Annotated in this window: 10 protein-coding genes; 7 read left to right on the top strand and 3 right to left on the bottom strand. The window is 39.0% G+C overall.

What is annotated here, in order from left to right; all coding sequences use genetic code 11:
• Positions 1 to 211 precede the first annotated feature (211 nt).
• Positions 212 to 1,978: a sulfatase family protein gene (locus AAY42_RS16645; protein ID WP_082433480.1), complete on the bottom strand. Its 1,767-nt coding sequence runs from the start codon at positions 1,976 to 1,978 to the stop codon at positions 212 to 214.
• A gap of 64 nt (positions 1,979 to 2,042) precedes the next feature.
• Here AAY42_RS16645 and AAY42_RS16640 point away from each other — a divergent pair, with 64 nt between their 5' ends.
• From AAY42_RS16640 to AAY42_RS16630, 3 genes are all read left to right on the top strand, one after another.
• Entirely contained in the window at positions 2,043 to 2,423 is a 381-nt protein-coding gene (locus AAY42_RS16640) for a hypothetical protein (protein WP_139063755.1), read from the top strand.
• Between the two features lie 133 nt (positions 2,424 to 2,556).
• Entirely contained in the window at positions 2,557 to 6,075 is a 3,519-nt protein-coding gene (locus AAY42_RS16635; RefSeq protein ID WP_245625635.1) for a sulfatase-like hydrolase/transferase, read from the top strand.
• A gap of 54 nt (positions 6,076 to 6,129) precedes the next feature.
• Positions 6,130 to 7,977: a DUF5060 domain-containing protein gene (locus tag AAY42_RS16630; RefSeq protein ID WP_055397244.1), complete on the top strand. Its 1,848-nt coding sequence runs from the start codon at positions 6,130 to 6,132 to the stop codon at positions 7,975 to 7,977.
• A gap of 27 nt (positions 7,978 to 8,004) precedes the next feature.
• Here AAY42_RS16630 and AAY42_RS16625 read toward each other — a convergent pair whose 3' ends face one another.
• Entirely contained in the window at positions 8,005 to 9,354 is a 1,350-nt protein-coding gene (locus AAY42_RS16625; protein WP_055397242.1) for a Gfo/Idh/MocA family protein, read from the bottom strand.
• Positions 9,338 to 10,663: a 3-keto-disaccharide hydrolase gene (locus AAY42_RS16620; RefSeq protein ID WP_101956453.1), complete on the bottom strand. Its 1,326-nt coding sequence runs from the start codon at positions 10,661 to 10,663 to the stop codon at positions 9,338 to 9,340. Before AAY42_RS16620 ends, AAY42_RS16625 begins: the two co-directional genes overlap by 17 nt.
• A gap of 317 nt (positions 10,664 to 10,980) precedes the next feature.
• On the opposite strand from AAY42_RS16620, the gene AAY42_RS18350 reads away from it, so the two are divergent.
• The 4 genes from AAY42_RS18350 (at position 10,981) to AAY42_RS16600 (ending at position 21,047) form a co-directional block, all read left to right on the top strand.
• A complete protein-coding gene (locus AAY42_RS18350) occupies positions 10,981 to 12,207 on the top strand; it encodes a hypothetical protein (protein WP_222836843.1) in 1,227 nt (408 codons plus the stop codon).
• Positions 12,208 to 12,326: 119 nt separating this feature from the next.
• Entirely contained in the window at positions 12,327 to 14,603 is a 2,277-nt protein-coding gene (locus AAY42_RS16610; RefSeq protein ID WP_055397238.1) for a glycosyl hydrolase, read from the top strand.
• 12 nt (positions 14,604 to 14,615) lie between these two features.
• Positions 14,616 to 17,987 (top strand): glycosyl hydrolase, encoded by a 3,372-nt coding sequence (locus AAY42_RS16605; RefSeq protein WP_055397235.1) that lies wholly within the window; start codon positions 14,616 to 14,618, stop codon positions 17,985 to 17,987.
• 3 nt (positions 17,988 to 17,990) lie between these two features.
• Positions 17,991 to 21,047 carry a glycoside hydrolase family 2 TIM barrel-domain containing protein gene (locus AAY42_RS16600; protein WP_055397234.1) on the top strand — a complete coding sequence of 1,019 codons (3,057 nt, stop codon included), beginning with the start codon at positions 17,991 to 17,993 and terminating at the stop codon, positions 21,045 to 21,047.
• Positions 21,048 to 21,111 lie beyond the last annotated feature (64 nt).

The raw sequence follows: 21,111 nt of genomic DNA, 5'->3' as shown, positions 1-21,111 counted from the left end.
GATAAATGGGTGTAAATCGGTAAATATGCTCTGCCACGCACTTTCTAAAGCTCAATTGGAAGGTTTGACCTTTGGTAGTGTTTCCGATGAACAAAAGAAGAGAAATAGATTTAATTATGATTGGAAAGATATTTTGGCCGCTATTTTTATATTGTTCGTTGCGGTTTACATTATGATTTCATTTAGCTCCTTGGCATTACAAAACAGAAATCTAAATGCTTTTTATCTCAACAGTTTCGCTTGGTTTGAATCCAATTCGGTGAGCTTTTACAAGTAAGTTACAGCCTTCTATAATAGTGAATGGTTTTTGGTACACCATCCACGATTTTGGTTCCTTATCATCTTCTCCTATGATTTTATAACCGATAGAAGCACCTTCGGTAGCACAACTTATGGTAATCCTATTATTGGAAGATGCAACTTTAGGAATTGAAGTAACAGGTTGGGTTTCTTTAGTATCCCATAACTGGTCAATAAGTTCTCTCTCTGGCAAGTTGGGTTGGTCACCGATTTGTACCAACCATCTATCCATTTCTTGACGAAACTCACTTAGCTTATTGACATATTCCGGGTCTTCTGCCAGATTATGTAACTCATTCGGGTCTGTTTGACAGTCATACAATTCTTCCACAGGTTTGCTTTCTTTAAACCATAACGATTGAATGGAATCCAATTTCCCTTTAGCGCTTAGGCGCAGTAGTTCTTGCATTGTAGGTATTCGTTCCCGATATTCAACAGGAAGATAATAACCTTGTTCAGGTCTGTAATTTCTAATGTACTTGAATCTTTTGTCACGTACAGCACGAATTGCATCGGTAAAGGCATCAAAACGGTCTGCGGCCGCATGAATATACTCTCTTTCCTTTTCAGGTTTATATTCTCCTAAAAAGGCATGGCCTTGAAGATGTTCAGGAGGGTTGGTCCCCGTAAGTGAAAGAAGGGTTGGTGCGAAATCAACAAAACTCACTAGTTGGTCGTCCCTAGTTCCCGCACGCATCTTATTTGGAAAACGTACAATCATTGGCGTATTCAATCCTGAATCATAAATCAAACGTTTCTGTCTGGGTAATGGTCCTCCATGATCCCCATAAAAAAAGATAATCGTGTTCTCCAGAATACCATCATCTTCCAATTGCTTTAAGATAGCCCCAACCTGATTGTCCATCACGGCAATGTTGTTGTACAATTTCCACATATCCCTTTTTACAACATCTGTATTGGGTAGATAGGGAGGAATAGAAAATTCGATATCTCTAGGCAAATGCACTGTCGTCTCGGTCTCTGTCATTCGGTCTGGTTTCCATTTATAGCTCGTATCTCCCGATTTGTAATGTCTGGTTTCACTATATCTATGCCCATAGGGTTCAAATAGTCCAGACTCATGAGTATCCGTAAAATTGAAAACTGAAAAGAAAGGCTGGTCAACAGCACGGTTTCGCCAATGTGCATACGGACTGCTTTCATCCCATGCGGTTGCTGGTGCTTTAAATTGATAATCTTGCTTTGAATTGTTGGTGCAATAATATCCTTTTGTACGCAGCAACTCACTTATCATTCGAACTTCAGGTGGAGGCACAGCATCATAAGCTGGCAACCCTGTAACTTCAGTATATGAAGTGGTTCGCATATGGTTGGCACCAATGCTCGAAGGATACATCCCTGTGGCGATGGCAGCCCTGCTAGGAGCACATACTCCCGAAGTTGAGAATAGATTCGGATAGACAACACCCTCTTTTGCCAATCGGCTTAAATTTGGAGTGACGATGGTAGAATCACCAAATGAAGGTAAGTAGGCACCCATATCTTCGGTAACCAACCATAAAATGTTAGGTCGCTTCGGCAACTCATTATTCATTTCCGTTGACAGTGTATTTTTATCCTGTTTAGTCTTATCCTGACAACTTACAGCCATGAATGCCCAGAATAGTATAATCAAGAATTGTCTTAATGAGTAGGTCAAAGCATCCGTAACTATCATTTTTGTTGTATTTTAAGGTTTGTTACAATAATACTAGGATTTATAACCAAACGTACCCTGCACTATGCTGAAAATACATGAAAATGAACATTTTGTAAGGAATCGCATGAATCTTAAAATAACAGTCTCATGGATACTCTACATTTACTTGTTTAAAGCCAATCCTATTTTTAATCAAGTAGAGCTTTCCTCATTTTTTGCAGACAATATGGTATTGCAACAAAATGATTTCGTTCCCATTTGGAGAACGGATATGTCAAATACAGATATCCAAATTGTAACAAATTGGAGTATTGATACTTTTACTAGAACTGACACTAAAGAAAGCTGGGAAAACATAACTGAAAACATTACAGTAAGTTACGGCTTCGGAAATTGTTTTAAGGAAACACTTTTCAATTTGGTAAGACTTCCTGTTTCATCATTTCGAACCGATACTTGGTAACTAAATTCTATTTCATGTTCAGGATAGAACAGGATGGATAATTTACTTTTGAATCATAAGTTTGATTAGTATAGTATTATCCAGAAACACTTTTAAACCTAATGAAATTCAGAATATCCAAAACACATAAATTTTGAAGAAAATAAAAACTGCTGCCCTACTACTTTTTTGTTTGATGCTAGGTACGATTAAGGCACAAAAAACGAAACAAGGAACCCAAAAACCCAATATCATTTTCATATTGACCGATGACCAACGATTTGATGCCATTGGTTATGCAGGCAACAAATTAGTCACTACACCAGAAATGGACCGATTGGCAGAGGAAGGCACTTTCTTTGAAAAAGCTATGGTTACCACACCAATATGTGCTGCCAGTAGGGCCAGTATTTTGACCGGGCTCTATGAAAGAACCCATAGTTTCAACTTTAAAACCGGTAATATAAGGGAATCCTATATGGAGAATTCATACCCAAAAATATTAAAGGAAAATGGTTACACAACCGCTTTTTATGGTAAATATGGAGTGCGCTATAATGGTTTGAAGAAACAATTTGACCAATACGAATCCTATGACCGGAACAATAGTTTTGATGATAGACGAGGCTATTATTATAAAAAACTGGGTAAGGACACCGTACATTTAACCCGATATACAGGTCAAAAAGCGCTGGATTTTATATCGAGTTCCGATGCTGCGCAACCTTTTTGCCTCTCTTTGAGTTTCAGCGCGCCACACGCACACGATAGGGCTGAAAAGCAATATTTTTGGCAAGAAGAGTCAGATAATCTATTACAGAATACCATCATTCCTAAAGCGGCAATAAGTTCAGATGCCTATTTTGAGGCACAGCCCAAATTTGTACAAGATGGTTTCAACAGGCTCCGTTGGACTTGGCGTTATGATACACCTGAGAAATATCAACACAGTGTAAAGGGTTACTATCGAATGATTTCTGGAGTTGACCGTGAAATCACCAAAATCAGGAAAAAACTAAAAGAAAAAGGTATTGATAAAAATACGGTCATCATTTTAATGGGCGATAACGGCTATTTTCTTGGAGAGCGGCAATTGGCTGGTAAATGGTTATTATATGACAACTCCGTTAGAGTACCCCTTATCATTTTTGACCCTAGGGTAGAAAATCAACAAGATAGTGATGCCCTTGCACTGAACGTTGATGTACCATCGACAATGTTGGATTTAGCGGGCATTGACCAGCCACAAAGCTGGCACGGTAAAAGTCTAATACCAATTACAAAAAATGAGACTGAAAATCTTCAAAGAGATACCGTACTGATCGAACATATTTGGGAATTTGAAAGTATCCCCCCTAGCGAAGGAGTACGAACCAAAGATTGGAAATATTTTCGATATGTAAATGATCAGTCGTTCGAAGAATTGTATGATTTAAAAAAAGACCCAAAAGAGACAAAAAACCTAGCTAAGAACAAGAGATATGCAGAAAAACTGAAAGCGTTCAGGAATAAAACCAATGATTTGATTCTTGAACATTCGGACGCATATTCTGAAGGACCAACGGATTTGATCGTTGAATTTATCAGAAATACTTCCAATGTTGAAATCATTGATACAAAACCAGAATATGGTTGGGTCGTACCAGAAGGAGCGGTTTTACAATCCGCGTATCAGATTTTGGTTTCATCATCCAAGGAAAATAACGTAAATAATATAGGCGATATATGGGACAGTGGTCAAATAAGAAGTAGCAACTCATCTCAAATTGAACATGATGGAAAGAAACTGGAGGTTGGCGAAACTTATTATTGGAAGGTGAGAATTTGGGATATCGACAATAGACTGTCTAGATATTCAGAGTCTCAAAGTTTTGTTATGGGCAAACCCAAAGCAACATTGACTACGCCCAATAGTTTTCAGGTGGATCGCATCACACCCAAAGTATTTGAAAAAAGAGGTGATGTCCATTTTATTGATTTTGGTAAAGCTGCGTTTGCTACAATGGATTTTACCTATGATGCAAAAACGGAGCACACCCTTGTCTTTCACGTTGGCGAGCAACTAGACGGAAATAGGGTAAACAGAAATCCACCTGAAAAGAGTCATATTAGATATCAAAGGATTGAAGTGCCCGTGAAACCTGGCCAATCAACATACCAACTTCCAGTTCATGTCGATAAAAGAAATACGCTCCCTGGAAAGGCATTACCCCTGCCAGAAGGCTTTCCTGTTTTGGTTCCCTTTCGATATGTAGAATTAGAAGGGGCTAAAGAAACGCTACAACCAGAAAACTTTGAGCAATTGGCGCACAATAGTTACTGGGAAAATGACACCAGTGATTTTAAGAGCGATAACGATATCCTGAATCAAGTTTGGGATTTGTGTAAATATTCCATCAAAGCCACCACTTTTAACGGACTGTATGTGGATGGTGACCGAGAGCGGATTCCATATGAAGCCGATGCATATTTGAACCAATTAAGTCACTACACTACAGATCGTGAATATGCGATTGCCAGACAAACCATAGAATATTTTATGGAACATCCCACATGGCCTACCGAATGGCAGCAACATGTCGCATTGATGTTTCATGCCGACTATATGTACACGGGTAATACAGAGTTGATTGCAAAGTACTATGAGCCCTTGAAGCATAAGACCTTATATGAACTATCAAATGAAGATGGACTTATAACCTCTATAAAGGTTACTCCTGAGTTTATGTATAAACTTGGCTTTAAGGAAGGATATCCTAAACCATTAACGGATATTGTGGATTGGCCCTCAGCAGGTTGGGGTGGCGACCCCAATAATAAAGGAGAACGAGATGGCTACGTCTTTACGGACTACAATACCGTAATCAATGCCTTTTACTATAAAAACATGAAAATAATGGCTGAGTTTGCAACTATTTTAGGCAAAACAGAGGAGTCCAATGCATTTGAATTAAGGGCCTTAAAATCAAAAAAAGCGCTCAACAAACAAATGTTCGATTTTGAAAGAGGGATTTACAAAGATGGCATTGGCACCGACCACGCTTCCCTTCATGCCAACATGCTACCACTTGCATTTAATATGGTACCAAAAGAACATATTCATACGGTAGTGGAGTTTATAAAATCAAGAAAAATGGCCTGTAGCGTCTATGGGTCTCAGTATTTAATGGACGCACTGTACAATGCAGGTGAAGAAGATTACGCATTGGCGCTATTGACAGACACCAGTGATAGAAGTTGGTATAACATGATTCGCCTAGGGTCCACAATCACGCTGGAAGCATGGGACAATAAATACAAAAACAATCTGGATTGGAACCATGCTTGGGGTGCCGTACCAGCAAATGTCATCCCTAGAGGGCTTTGGGGCATTCAACCCAAAACCCCCGGTTTCGGTATTGCCACTATAAAACCACAAATGGGTAATTTAAAAGATAGTTATATTGAAGTCCCTACCATTCGTGGAACTATAAAAGCTGCGTATAGCTACAAGAACCAAAGGCTTCAAGTATACTCCATTGAAATACCTGCTAATATGGTAGCTGAATTCCAGATAACCCCTTCACAGGACAAAGAATTAATGCACAATGGCAAAAAAGTTGTTCCTGCTTTTGGCACGGTACGTTTGGAACCCGGAAAACACGAAGTGAAATTGGTCATCAACTCATTCTAAGATAGTTTTTAGGTCTTTGATTGAGTTCTATTTTTAATCTGTAAGAACGTAAACATGGTACAGAAATTTTTACTCCTTTTAGTACTAGCATGCATTTCTTGTTCAAAACAACCGCAACCTAAGTTTAATGGGGAACTAAAGAAATGGCACAAAATTACCCTTTCATTTGAAGGCCCCGATACCGATGAACTTGCAGAGATAAACCCCTATTTGGAATATCGATTGGATGTTACTTTTACAAATGGAAACAAAAGCTATGTTGTACCTGGGTTTTATGCAGCGGACGGCAATGCAGCCGAAACAAGTTCTACCTCTGGCAATATCTGGCAGGTTCGGTTTACACCTGATGCTATTGGGGAATGGATGTATACAGTCTCTTTCAAAAAAGGAAATGAAATCGCAGTGGCAGAAACAGCTGAAGAAGGAGTGTCCGCAGGATTTATGGATGGGCAATCGGGTAGTTTTCAAATTACTACAACCAATAAAACAGGAAAGGACAACAGGGCCAAAGGCCGCTTGAACTATATTGGAGAGTCCTATTTACAGTTTGAAGAAACTGGGGACTATTTTATCAAATTAGGTGTAGACGCTCCAGAAAATCTGTTGGGCTATGAAGACTTTGATTCCACTACCAATGCGTTGGACTTCTTAAAAAAATGGGAACCGCACGCTAAAGACTTCGAAACCTCAGCCGAACCTTATGTATGGAAAAAAACTAAAGGGAAAAACCTATTAGGCGCAATTAATTACTTGGCCTCCGAAGAATTGAATGTGTTTTCGTTCCTTACGTTCAATGTAGACGGAGATGACCGTAATATTTTTCCATACCTTTTAAAAAAGCCCGTCGCTGAATATGAGGTTTATGCCAGTGACAAAAAGAACAAAAAGGCGTGGGAAAACTTTTTTCATAAAACACGGTTGGATGTTTCTAAACTGGAACAGTGGGAACGCATCTTTGAATATGCCGAGACGAAAGGTATGTTTCTTCATTTTAAAACACACGAGACAGAAACTGACCATTTAATGGATGGTGGCGTTTTTGGCACAGAGACAAAACTATATTATCGAGAGCTTATAGCCCGCTTTGGACACCATTTGGTCATGAACTGGAATGTAGGTGAAGAAAATGACCAACCCACAAAGGAAGTCCTAAAAGTGGCCAATTATATTCATAAACTTGACCCATATCAACACCATTTGGTCATGCATACCTTTCCCAATAAAGACGACCGCTATGAAGAATTCATCGGCGAACAATCACCCTTGACCGGGGCTTCGTTACAACTAAGTGATGCTGAATTCAGAGATGTACCCCCCAGGGTATTAAAGTGGAGAACTAAATCGAATGCTACGGGCAGAAAATGGGCCCTTTCTGTTGATGAACCGGGCAAGGCAAATATTGCCTTACTTCCAGATAACGAGGACATGGAGCATAACTTGGCTCGTGCGAATGCACTATGGGGAACACTTATGGCAGGAGGGTTTGGTGTAGAATGGTATTTTGGTTATGCAAGTCCAAACTCTGATCTTACCTGTGAAGATTTTAGAAGCCGTGATTTATTTTGGGATCAAAACAGACATGCGCTTAACTTTTTTGAAACCCATATTCCATTTTGGGAAATGGAACCAGCCAACCAACTCACAACAGACGATATAAGCTTTTGTTTTGCTAAAGAAAATGAAGTGTATCTGATCTACCTTCCTATGGAACTTGAAACTACATCCTTAGATTTAGGTGATTCAGATAAAGATTTCGCTATAAAATGGTACAATCCTAGAGATGGCGGTGACCTTAAAGATGGTTCGGTAACCGTAACCAAAGCAAGTGGCACAGTTGATTTAGGCCTCCCTCCTATTGAACCTATTAAAGATTGGGTGGCTTTGGTTACTGTAAAAAAATAAAAACGCTTTACTACAGGACTTAACTGATTAGAGTAAAAATTTACTTTTCCACGATTCTTCATAAGGTTTTCCCCAATGTTTCATCGCTTTTCGGTTGAACATTGTACCACTTTTACTATCAATCTCAAAGTTTTCATTGATTCTTGATGAGACGTTTGCATAATGAACCATGGCCATAGATATGTTGGCATCGTCAATTGGTGCATTTAAAGTTGCCTTGCCTCTAACCGTGTCAAAAAAGTTCATGACATGTGTGGTAGACATATTACCGCCGCCGCCCAACGCTATACCAGATTCATCTGTTTTGCCCTTACTTTCCTCAACAAGCTCTCCTTTTCTGTCGTACAGCTTATGGTGGCTACGGTTCACAAATACTATTCCTTCGGTACCATAAATAATAACACCTCGACCACTACCATATGTATTGTAGGCATTTCTGCTTTTGCCATCCCATTCAATTTGTTTGTTATCCTCAAAGGTAAATCTGGCCAACATGGTATCATACATCTCCCAACCATCGTCCACAAAATGCCTCTTGGCGGACTCTACTTCTACCATCTGCGGAAAGTTTACATTTAAGGCCCAACGGGCTATATCCAACTCATGTGTAGCATTATTGCCCATTTCGGCGGTGGCATAGTTCCATCCGTACCAGTGCCAGTTGTAGTTCCAGGTTTCTGAAGTATACTCGCGATGTACTGCAGGACCTTGCCAAAGATTCCAATCCAAGCCCTCAGGAACCGCTGCCTTTTTCTGAAGCGGTACCGCCCCTCTTCCATTACTATAAAAAGCGACGGCTTTGTAGGCATCACCGATAGCTTTATCGTGTATTTTTTTGATAATTTCTTGAGTTTGACCAGATGAACGTTGCTGATTGCCCATCTGCACTACCTTATCATACTTTTTAGCAGCTTCCACTAAAAGCTCATTCTCTTCCATGGTACAACTACTGGGTTTTTCAACATATACATGCTTCCCCGACTTCAAGGCCATAATAGAACCGGGAGTGTGCCAATGGTCGGGGGTGGAATTGATTAGAACATCGACTTTGTCATCATCCAATACCTTGAAAATATCTTTCTCAAGTTTTGGCGCATAATCAATATGCTCTTTAAACTTGGTGGCTGCCTTGGTCATTTGACTTTCCATGGGGTCACATAGATATAATAAGCGGACGTTACTTTTTTTATGTGCAATAGGATCATAAAAAGCACCCAACCTTCGGCCTAAACCGGCAATGGCAACATGAAGTCGGTCGTTGGCACCTATAATATTTCGATAGCTTTTGGCACTCATCGACATAGCGGAGGCACTTACTAGACCTAGTCCACCTAATGCGGATTTTTTCACAAAATCCCTTCTATTCTGCTTGCTCATACGTTTTTATTTTGATGTTTTTGAAAGAAACCCGGTCACCATGATCTTGAAGAAGGATGTTTCCTTTTTCCAAAAGTCCAAAATTGGGCCAATCCTTATACTTGCTTTCACTTACCAATTGTAAAAAGTCTTCACTGCCACGCTCGTATTCAAGTACCTTTACACCATTGAGCCAATGTTCAACCTTATTCTCTTTAGAAACGATATGGGCGGTATTCCATTCCCCAATAGGGTTCATATGTTTATTGGTATCTGCTTGAATCAAATCATATAGCGAACCTACAGTCCTGCTTCCCTCGTGGTTTCCCAATTTAGCATCGGGATGCCGTTCATCGTCCAAGATTTGAAACTCCAATCCAATAGAGGAGCCTTCTCCTTTATTCAGTTCGGTATCCACATAATATTTAATACCGCTATTGGCACCTTCCGTAATCTTAAAATCGGTCTTCATTTCAAAATCTCCATAAAGCTTTTTGGTCACAATATCCCCACCAGCTTCAGATTCACCACCACCACTTGCCAGAACGGTCAACACACCATCCTCAATTTCCCAGCCAGTTTCAGGAAATTCCTCTAATTTAGCTCCTCTCCAACCATTGGTTGTTTTACCGTCCCATAGCATTTGCCACCCATCTTTCTTCTCTTGAAAAGTCAATTGATTTTTGGTAATTATAGGTGCTAAGGATATTGATTTACTATAACTTGATACATCTTTAGTGATAAATTCAAGGTTTTTCCAGCGTATATCAACGCCTGGTTTTCCTCTCTTTCCAATACTGTGCACCTGCAGGGCAATGAAACCTTCGTTCGTCATGTCATCAATCAAATGTGCAGCGGGCACTCCATTGATCCAAGTTTTAATGGTATCGCCTATGGCCTCTATGCGATAATGGTTCCAATCGTTTGGTTTATATGCTTTTTGAGCTTCTGGATTTCCATTAAGTGGACAAAGCCATTTCCTTCTTTTTTCATCATAGATGCCACCGCTCCAAGCCCTTTTTGAAGGGTCTATCTCTACTTGATATCCATGGACAATACCATTACGGTACCAAGGAAAGCTATTACTCCTGATTTGAACCCCGGAGTTAGATACGGAATCAGTTTTAAAATCCAATTCCAAGATAAAATCAGTGTACAGCGAATCAGTAGCCAAAAAAGTGTTTGGTGTATTGGCAACGGTGGTGCCCACGATTTCACCATTATCAACTTTATAAGTAGCCTTGCCTCCTACGGTATGCCAGCCTTGCAATGTATCTCCATCAAAAATAGGAGTAAGATGGTCTTTAGAGTTATCATCACAGCTTGACATTAAAACAAAAACCGATACTAATGAAAAGTATCGCAAACAAACATTTAGGTTGTTAAAAATCGTTTTCATCTATAAAAATTTAAGTCTTAAAGGTACCCAATATCCATTATGAACTATCCTGTGGTTACATGCATATCAAGGTAAGTCTTCCATATGGTTAATAATAGGTGTCTTAAAAACAAAAAATACCAAGTAGCTTAATCCATTACTATTGGAACAGCATACCACAGGATACCTTAATTAGGGAAAAATGGTAGCTTGCTGATGAGATATTTATTTTCTATAAGTCATACCTCTTCTAAATTTTAGCTTATATCATGCGTTCGACAAATCTGATATGCTTTATTTTTTTGAACATCGTAGCCTCTTGTTTTAATATGCAGGCCCAGAGCGAAAAATCAATATATACTGCTCCTATTGTTGGTGAAGAAAACTTTTTCGAAGAAAAAAATGGGCTTGTAGCCATAGAAGCGGAATATTATTACAAACAAAGTAAATCTGAGATTCGCCAATGGTACCGAACCACCATACATGAAGCACCATTTGCGGGACTAGATGGAGATGACAACCATGCCAGCCAAGCAAGCAACAACACCTATCTTGAAATTCTGCCAGATACTAGAGCGACTCACGCCGACAAGCTTATCCATGGAGAAAACTTCTCAAATGAACCAGGTAAGCTAGAAGTGTTGCACTACAAGGTCAACTTCAACAATCCGGGTAGATATTATCTTTGGATGCGTGCCTTCAGTACGGGCAGCGAGGATAATGGTATTCACGTAGGCCTTAATGGGACTTGGCCTGAAAATGGGCAACGCATGCAGTGGTGCGAAGGAAAAAATGAATGGACATGGGATAGTAAACAACGAACAAAAGAAGTGCATTGTGGAGTACCCTATCAAATTTACTTAGATATTGAAAAAAGTGGTGTTCACGACATTCAGTTAAGTATGCGTGAAGACGGCTTTGAGTTCGATAAGTTTATACTAACAAAGGATAGAAACTATGTACCAAAAGATAAAGGAGCTAGAGTAACGCTTTTATGGACAGAACCATCATATTTTCAGACCATAGGTGCTTCGGTTATTGAGAACAAGACATTACCTGTAGATGATTTTCCAATTGAAGGAACCGGATATTACAAAGACACAGGTGGTCGGTGGCTTGCCATTAATCCAAATAAAAACAAAGAAGCAAGTACCACAACAGATTTTACTTTTAAAAGTGCAAACTATGATGTAGTATTTGTTGGTGTTGGTGAAAACGACGGACAATCAACTTTTACACTGCTCATCAATGGTACGGAACTTGGCTCTTATTCGCCCAGCCTAACCCAAAAAATGTTCGAAGAAGGTGAAGCATTCAATGCATTATGGGAGAATGTACAATTGAATAAAGGTGATAAAGTTACTGTTGTCTCAAAAATAGGAAGTACTGACGGGAAAGAATGGGCAAGGGCCAGATGGGCAGGAATCATTTTTGCACCAGTTGGAAAGGGAAAGGAAGTGAAAAATCTATTGCTGAGCCATATAAAAAACCCATAAAATCAACAGATTAGCATGTCAAGTTAGAAGCTTAGATGAACAGCGCCAAAAATTGTTATCCTCTGATTTTAAACCGAACGAAGACTGGTGGAGCAGTAAAATAACCAAAGACTAAACACATGTATCAAATTTTCAAAAAAACATCAATTTTAATCTTTTTTACCATTGTCTTAGGCGTATCCTTTTATTCTTGCAAACCAAAAGGTAGGCCTTTAACCAACAAGTTCATTCAAGATTTTCAAAATCCACCAGACGATTATAAACCAATGCCTTTTTGGCACATCAATGGTGAACTCACTACGGAAGGTATTAAAAAGCAAATGAAGGACGCCAGAGAGTTGGGAGGTTTTAGTGGCATAAGCGTTTTACCCCTGGCTCCAAAAAAAGATGGGCGCCCTGGTACAACACCTAAATTTCTTTCACCCCAATATTTAGAACGCTTTCAAGATGTTTTGGACACTGCTGAAGAATTGGACATGCAGGTAATTTTATACGATGATAATGATTTTCCAAGTGGAATGGCAGGTGGTAAGCTCGGAGAACTTTTTCCACAACATACTATGAAGCGTTTGGATAAAATAGAAAAGCTGGTAAAGGGTCCAACCGATTTTAATGAGAGAGTGCCTGACGGAAAACTTCTTTCTGTGGTTGCCATGAACCAAAAAACATTGGAAAGAATTGAGCTTACAGCATCTGTAAACAAAGGTTTTCTCTCTTGGAAAGTACCTCAGGGTGAATGGAATATCATGTATTTTCCTATAGTTAAAGACAGTCACCATAAGGCATTTCCCGTAGTGGACTATTTAGATACTACTGCAGTTAGGGAAATGATACGATTAACCTATGATGTTTACAAAGCCAACTTTGAATCATACTTTGGAAACGCCATCAAAATGACCTTTTTTGATGATATCGGTTTTTGGAGACACCCTAGAACATGGACTGGTCGTTTCAATGAAAAGTTTGAGGAATTAAATGGGTATGACCCCAAACCTTGGTATCCTGCCTTGTGGTACAACATTGGTCCAAAAACCGAATCTGTACGCCACGCATTTTTTAACACAAGAGCGGAACTATTAGCGGAAGGATTTCCAAAATTGGTCGGTGAATGGACCAAAAAGAACGGACTCAAAGATACGGGACATCCACCAGGTAATTATGACCCTACCCCCATAGATATGAACGGTGATATTTTCAAATTTTTTAGGCATACCGCTGTTCCACTAACTGATGCCATTAAATGGTATCAATTTGGTCAAGATGGACATAAATTAATAAGTTCAGCAGCTGATTACTATGACAGGCCCATTGTCGCCACCGAAATCTATGGTGCCTATAAAGAAAAGGTTTTTGATTCATTGATGCTTTACCGCTCTATGATGGATTTGTTTTCACGCGGCGTAAATTTTGCTGTCCCCCACGGATTATGGTACAATCCAGAACAGGTTTATATTCAGCCTTTGGTTTCGCCCTACAGTGAAAAGATAGCTCCTGCCCTACCAACATATTCCAATTTCGTTGGAAGGTCATGCATGCTATTGCAAGGTGGTAGACGAGTTGCTGATGTGGGCGTTTTTTATCCTTTTGAAGAACTGGCAGGGTGGTTTCGTTTTGATGATCCTGAAAATCCGAGACAAGGTTTTTTTGTATCTCCAGAAACCGACTACCAAGAAATTAGCGGGTTATTGACCAATGACATTCGGCAAGATTTTACATTTATCCATCCAGAATATTTTTTGGAAGAAAAGTACAGTATCCAACCAGGAAGTATCCGCCTAAACAATGCTGAAAACAAACAAGAATATAAAGCACTGATTATTTCTGGTTGTAATGTAATCTCTTATAAAACCCTTGAAAAGATAAAGGATTATTATAGTCAGGGAGGTTTAGTAGTTGCTACGACCCAATTACCTTTCAAATCTTCAGAGATGGGAGAGGACGAAAAGGTCATAAATCTTGTCCGTGAAATTTTTGATGTCAATTCACTGGCTCTGGACACCTCTAAAGTTCGGACAAATTCAAATGATAATGGAGGACATGCTGTATTCATTCCTATCCCAGATAAAGAAAACATCTCAAAAGCGATTAGCCAGCACCTTATACCAGATGTCCAGTTTTCACCAAACCCAGTGTTATCAACTGACTTTGGCAAATTCTCCTATATTCACAAAATCAAGGATGGAATAGACATTTTTTACTTTTCCAACTCCAGTGATGAAACCATCCGTACAGAAGTCACTCTAAAAGGAACATTGTACTTGAACAACGCCAACCCCCATAATGGAGAAATTCTTGAACTGAAAAACATAACCCATTTTAAAATAGATGGTCATGAGTACACCAAGTGTTATTTAACACTCAAACCAGTGAGTTCGACCTTTTGGATTTCGAAATAAAACCTAATCATAATGAAAACCTTTTATCCTTTAGGCATCAGATTTTTAATCCTATTTGGTTTTGTATTGTTTGGGCCGTGCTCGTATGGGCAAATGACAACTTCAAATCTAGAAGTCAAGTTTAAAAATCCTCCAGAAGAAGCCAGACCAAGAACATGGTACCATATCATGAATGGCAATATGAGCAAAGTAGGTGTAACAAAAGATTTGGAAGCTATGGTCGAAGCAGGTATTGGTGGAATCATTTTGTTCAACGTATCCCATAGAATTCCTGAAGGCAATATAATCTTTAATTCCCCTGAGCATATTGAAATAATCGGTCATGCTGCAGCCGAGTGTGAACGCTTAGGTTTAAGTTTTGGAGTACACAATTGTGATGGGTGGACTTCGAGTGGAGGACCATGGGTAACTCCTGAACATTCCATGAAGCAAGTTGTATTCAGTGAAACGATAACCGATGGAGGCCATGTCAATCTTATGCTTAAAACCCCTAGCCAAAGAGGAGATTTTTATCAGGATATCGCGGTTCTCGCCTATCCCGCGTTTGCATCCGAGATAAACGATGCTAAGCTACTACCCAAATTGAGTTCTTCAAATACAGATTTAAATCTAGCGGTCTTAACTAATGGCAAAATTGACAATAGAACGTTCTTAAAAGCAGAAGGTAACACCCCTTGGATTCAATTTAGCTACGAAAGTCCTTTTACGCTGCGTTCATTATATATAAACTTTGAAAAGGCCATCAGTGCGAAAGGCAAAGTTGTACTACAGACCTCAAAAAACGGAATTGATTTCAATACTATATCAGAACTCAAACTTTTACGTCAAGGTAAAAAAGAGCATGGCATTGATATGTCTTTTGATGGAATTACCAGCCGCTTTTTCAGAATTCAAAGTGAAATCGCCTTGGACATTTCTGAAATTAAGCTAAGTTCTACCCAGCGCTTCGATAATATGTTGGCACGTACTTCGCTGTTCAAACTGGAAAACCATCGTATTCCTGAAATCAAAGCGTCCAACAAATCGATGGTTGTTCAAAAAAAGGATATCATCAACCTCACTAATGCTATGACCAAAAATGGACAACTAACCACACAGCTACCAGAAGGAAAATGGAGCATCATGCGTTTTGGATATACAATTACAGGTGCAGTGAACAGTCCTGCATCAGACGCAGGAAGAGGTTGGGAAGTGGACAAAATGAATCGCGAATCTTTCAAAACCTTTTACGATGGCTATGTAAAAAACGTCATTGATATATCCAAGCCAGTTGCGCCCAATGCCTTGCAATATATCGAAATAGATAGCTATGAGGTTGGAGGGCAAAATTGGACCAAAGGCTATGAAAACCAATTTAATAGTGAACTGGGGTACAACATCCTTGATTATTTGCCCTTGTACGCGGGGCGTTATATCAATGATGCAGAGACCACCGAACGTATTTTGTGGGATATCCGAAACTTCAATAGCAAAATGATGACCGATAATTATTTTGAATATTTCACGGAGCTTTGCCATAAAGATGGTCTCATAAGCTATATTGAACCTTATAGTTTTAATGCTTCTTTTAACGAACTCGACGCCGCAAGAAAAGTGGACATACCTATGGGCGAGTTTTGGATGCATCAGCGTTACCAAACAGAAACAGCAGTTTCTGGCGCCCGTATTTATGGTAAGAACATTATTTCTGCAGAGTCCTTTTCGGCAAGGCCAGAAGTCAATTGGAAAGGTCATCCCGGTAGTTTAAAGTTAACAGGTGACAAAGCATGGACGCTTGGCATCAACGAATTTATGTTTCATCGTTATGCGCATCAAGCCAATACCAATGTGGCACCAGGAATGACTATGAGTCAATGGGGCTCACATATTGACCGTACCCAAACGTGGTGGGACAATGCTGGCAAGTCATGGTTCAAATATCTTGCCCGGGGGCAATTCATGCTACGCCAAGGTACACCTGTCTCGAGAGTTCTCACTTTTGTTGGTGATGGATCACCGAATTCAATTGTAAAACGGAATGCATTAAAACTACCAAATCACATCAATTTTGATTGCGTCAATACCGATGCGCTTCTAAACAGAGTAACCAGCACTAATGGTAAACTCGTTTTTCCAGATGGTTTGACCTATGATGTACTACAACTTTTTAATACCAAAGAAATATACCTTTCAACACTTAAAAGAATTGCAGAACTATCAAAACAAGGTGTTGTCATTATTGGTGAAAAACCAAAGGAATTAGGAGGTTTTAAAATTACCGAAGAAGATAAGAAAGCCTTCACTAACCTCGTTGGTATTATTTGGAACAGCCCTAGCACATACGTTGAAATAACAGATTGGGATGCCTTGTTTAAAAAGCATAATATTCCAATAGATTTATTGATAGAAGATGGTGAGGACATCAATTACATCCATAGAAAAACAGCCGAAAAGGATATTTATTTTTTCTTTAATCCAGATACTACTACAACCAAACGCACATATAGATGTACGTTCAATGTAAACGGAAAAATTCCAGAATTATGGAACCAAATGACAGGAAAAATCACAAAACTAAGTGCTTTCGAACATGAAAATGGGAAAACCTTTGTAGATATAACTTTACCTGCCGAAGGGTCTACTTTTATAGTTTTTAGAGAAATATCCAATGGTATAAATTCAATACAGCCAAACAGTATAAAAGCGTATTCAAACATAAAATCGACATTATCAAATAAAAATGCAATTCAATTTGAAATTAACAAAAATGGTACGTATGATTTTCTATTGAAGGACGGCAATTCAAAAACGATATCGATAAAAGACCTACCTAAAGCACTTGATATCTCTAAGGATTGGGAAGTCACTTTTCCTGATATAAAGTTTAAGGATAATGCCTTTTCATTTTCAAATTTAATAGACTGGACAACACATAAGGGTGAAGTCATAAAATATTATTCGGGAACCGCAACCTATGTAAAAACATTCAATATTAAAGATGAAATGCTTGCAAAAGGCCAAAAGATTACCATCGATTTAGGTCAAGTTAATATCGCCGCGAAGGTTGTTTTAAATGATACGAATTTAGGGGTGCTTTGGAAAGCCCCATTCATAATAGATGCAACTTCAGCTTTAAAGAAAGGGGAAAATACCATTAAAATTGAAATAACAAACCAGTGGACCAATAGATTAATTGGGGATGAAAATTACCCTAACATTTCTGGCTATGAGCTATCTATGGATAAAATGCCGGATTGGTATATTAATAATAAACCTGCAAATCTTGGAGAAAGGTCCACTTTTACGGTATATCCATTTTACGAACAAGGAGATGAATTATTGCCTGCTGGTTTGATTGGACCCATTCGAATAATACCTTCTGTTATACAACTTTTAGAACCTTAATTTATGAAATTTCAAATTTATTTGAGAAAATGTATACCTCTTTCGTTGCTGCTTTTCCTTTCTGTATTAAACGGTTTTTCACAACGTACTGAAACCAACTTCAATCAAAATTGGCGATTTATTTTAGAGGACGATTCTTCCTTTTCAAAAGAAAATCTAGATGATTCAGCTTGGATTACTCTAGATGTTCCTCACGATTGGTCTTTCGAAAAAGGTGTCAGAGAAGGTGGTGATCAAGGTCAAGGTGGTGGTTATCACGATGGTGGAATCGGTTGGTACCGCAAATCTTTCGAACGGAATAAAGAAAGGCTTTCCAACACTACATACATTGAATTTGAAGGAGTCTATATGAACAGTGAGGTATGGGTCAACGGGGCGTATTTGGGCAAACGACCTTACGGCTATATTAGTTTCAGGTATGATATTTCCGAATATTTAAAAGAAGGTCAAAATACCATTGCTGTCCGTGTTGACAATAGTTTGGAACCATCCGCACGCTGGTATCACCCATGTGGCATTTATGCCCCTGTTCATTTGATAGAAGTACAACCCACACACATTGCGCCAAACGGTGTTTTTGTAACTACACCTAAAATCACCAACTCAAAAGCTACGGTAGCTGCTAAAATCAACATGATTGAAGCAAAAAAAGGCTTGGTTTTAAAGGTAAGGGTACTCTCTCCTCAAGGAAAAATCCTTGCGACCACTTCAAGAAATATCCAAAACATCGAAGATGATTTCCAAATTGAATTTGAAGTAGATAACCCCTCATTTTGGAGTCCAGAAACACCAGAAGTATACCAGCTCATGACTCAAATAGAGAGCAACGAAACAGTACTTGATGAAGTCAAGACCAATTTTGGCTTTAGAACGATTGAATGGAAAACAGAAACCGGGTTTTGGCTCAATGGTGAGAATATTAAATTAAAAGGGGTATGTGAACATTGGGAAGGTGGCCCTGTTGGTGGTGCTTGGACCAAGCCTATGCTGCGTTGGAAACTGCAATTGCTAAAAGACATGGGCATTAATGCAATTCGTCCATCCCACAACCCTACTCCACCTATGTTCTATAATCTTTGTGATGAAATTGGTTTGTTGGTGATGGACGAAATATTTGATGGTTGGCATAAAAAGGCAGCACAGGATTATGGCAAGCAAGCGTTCGATTCTTGGTGGCAACGAGATATGAAAGAATGGATTACCAGAGACCGTAATCATCCCAGCATTTTTCTTTGGAGTTTGGGTAACGAAACACATAGTGACATTGCTCCAGAATTGGTGAGATTCGGAAAAAGTTTGGATACTACACGCTTGTTCACCTCTGGAGCGGGGAATAGTGAGGACATGGAAATCATTGGCGTTAACGGGGGCTCTGAAACAAAAAAATTCATTGAAAGTAAAACCTTTGACAAGCCGTTCATTTCTACTGAAGCACCCCATACATGGCAAACACGTGGATACTATAGAACACAAACATGGTGGAGAGATAATGAACTGCCAGGCACATATCCATTACCAGATTTAACCGAAAAAGAAATTTTCTTTTATGAAGGTATTGACCCTAAAAACTGGAAAAACAGAAAACAAAGCTTCAATTCATCATATGATAATGCTACGGTTAGAGTGTCTGCAAGAAAGTATTGGGAAGTAGTACGCGATTTACCTTGGCATAGTGGCCATTTCCGTTGGACAGGTTTTGATTATTATGGAGAAGCAGGTCTAGCACACGGAGGCTTGCCCTTTAATTTATTTATGGGCGGTGCTTTGGACGTTGCCGGATTCAAAAAGGACTTGTTCTATTTCTACCAAAGTCAATGGACCAAAGAAACCATGTTGCATATGCTACCAAGTTGGACACACCCTAGAATGAAAAAGAGTAATGTAGTCCCAGTTTGGGTGTATTCAAATGCAGATGAAGTTGAATTATTTCTCAATGGCAAATCTTTAGGTAAGGATAAACCGGGAACCGTTTGGAACGAAATGCAGTGCGAATGGATGGTGCCCTACCAAGAAGGAAAACTTGAGGCCGTAGCCTATAAAAAAGGTCAAGAAGTAAAACGAACAGCTTTTAACACAAGCAAGCAACCATCAAAATTAAAAACAACACTAGATACATTAGCTGCCGAATCAGGTTTCACCACAAGTTACATCATAACTTCTGAAGGTATGGATGCCAATGACAATCTATTCCCTTATGCGGAAAACAAGGTGTATTACAATCTACTTGGCGATTTAGAAAAAGTATCTATTGAAAATGGAAACCCCATAGACCCAACCAGTCGTACCAAAGCTAATTTTAGAAGTATGTTTTTTGGAAAAGTTAGATTGTTTCTAGAAGAAAAAGAAAATGCCCAAGAGGGTTCCCTTATTACTGGAGGCATTTTAGGCGATAAAGCACTGTATTTATCCAACCAAGTTTCCATTATCGCCGAAGAAATTCCAATCCTTGGTAAAATCAATAATGCCAAACTCGAAATACTTTATACTACCAATGGCACTGACCCAGAGACTAGTGGGATTCCATATCAAAAACCATTTGAAGTTACAGATGGCACTACCGTTAAGGCTGTTGTAAAACAAAATGGGAAAGTCGTTTTGAATATGAGTGAGAAATTTGGAAAAAATGAAGGCCTATTTTGGGGTGATGAACATTCAGAAGATATGTGGATCGGGAGAGGAATCAATATTGCCGCAGAAGAGGGTATCATGGAAGGTGGAGCAAAATCGAGTAAAAATGCGCATCGATTTAAAGGTAGTGGATTTGTAAAATTCGATGGAAAAGAAGGTGCAATAACGTGGTATCAAGAAAACGATGGTGAGGCCGGTGATTATAGTATTCGGTTCAGATATATGCACAACAATACAGATCAACTGCATCCGATGGAATTATACGTAAACGATGAATACATCAGAACGCTAGAGTTTCATCCAACGGGGGGTTGGGAAAAAGAATGGAAATTTGTGCCAACCATTATTACCCTTAACACTGGAGCAAATAACATTCAATTAAAGACTACTGGCAAAAGCGGACCTTTTATTGATGAATTGTACATTGATTAAATACCGATAATACACTACAGATACATTCTGGATTTTGGATTTCTAAATAGTATAACTTGAACTA

This window comes from Flagellimonas eckloniae (assembly GCF_001413955.1).
Classification (GTDB): domain Bacteria; phylum Bacteroidota; class Bacteroidia; order Flavobacteriales; family Flavobacteriaceae; genus Flagellimonas; species Flagellimonas eckloniae.
This window is presented reverse-complemented; position numbering and strand designations above follow the sequence as displayed.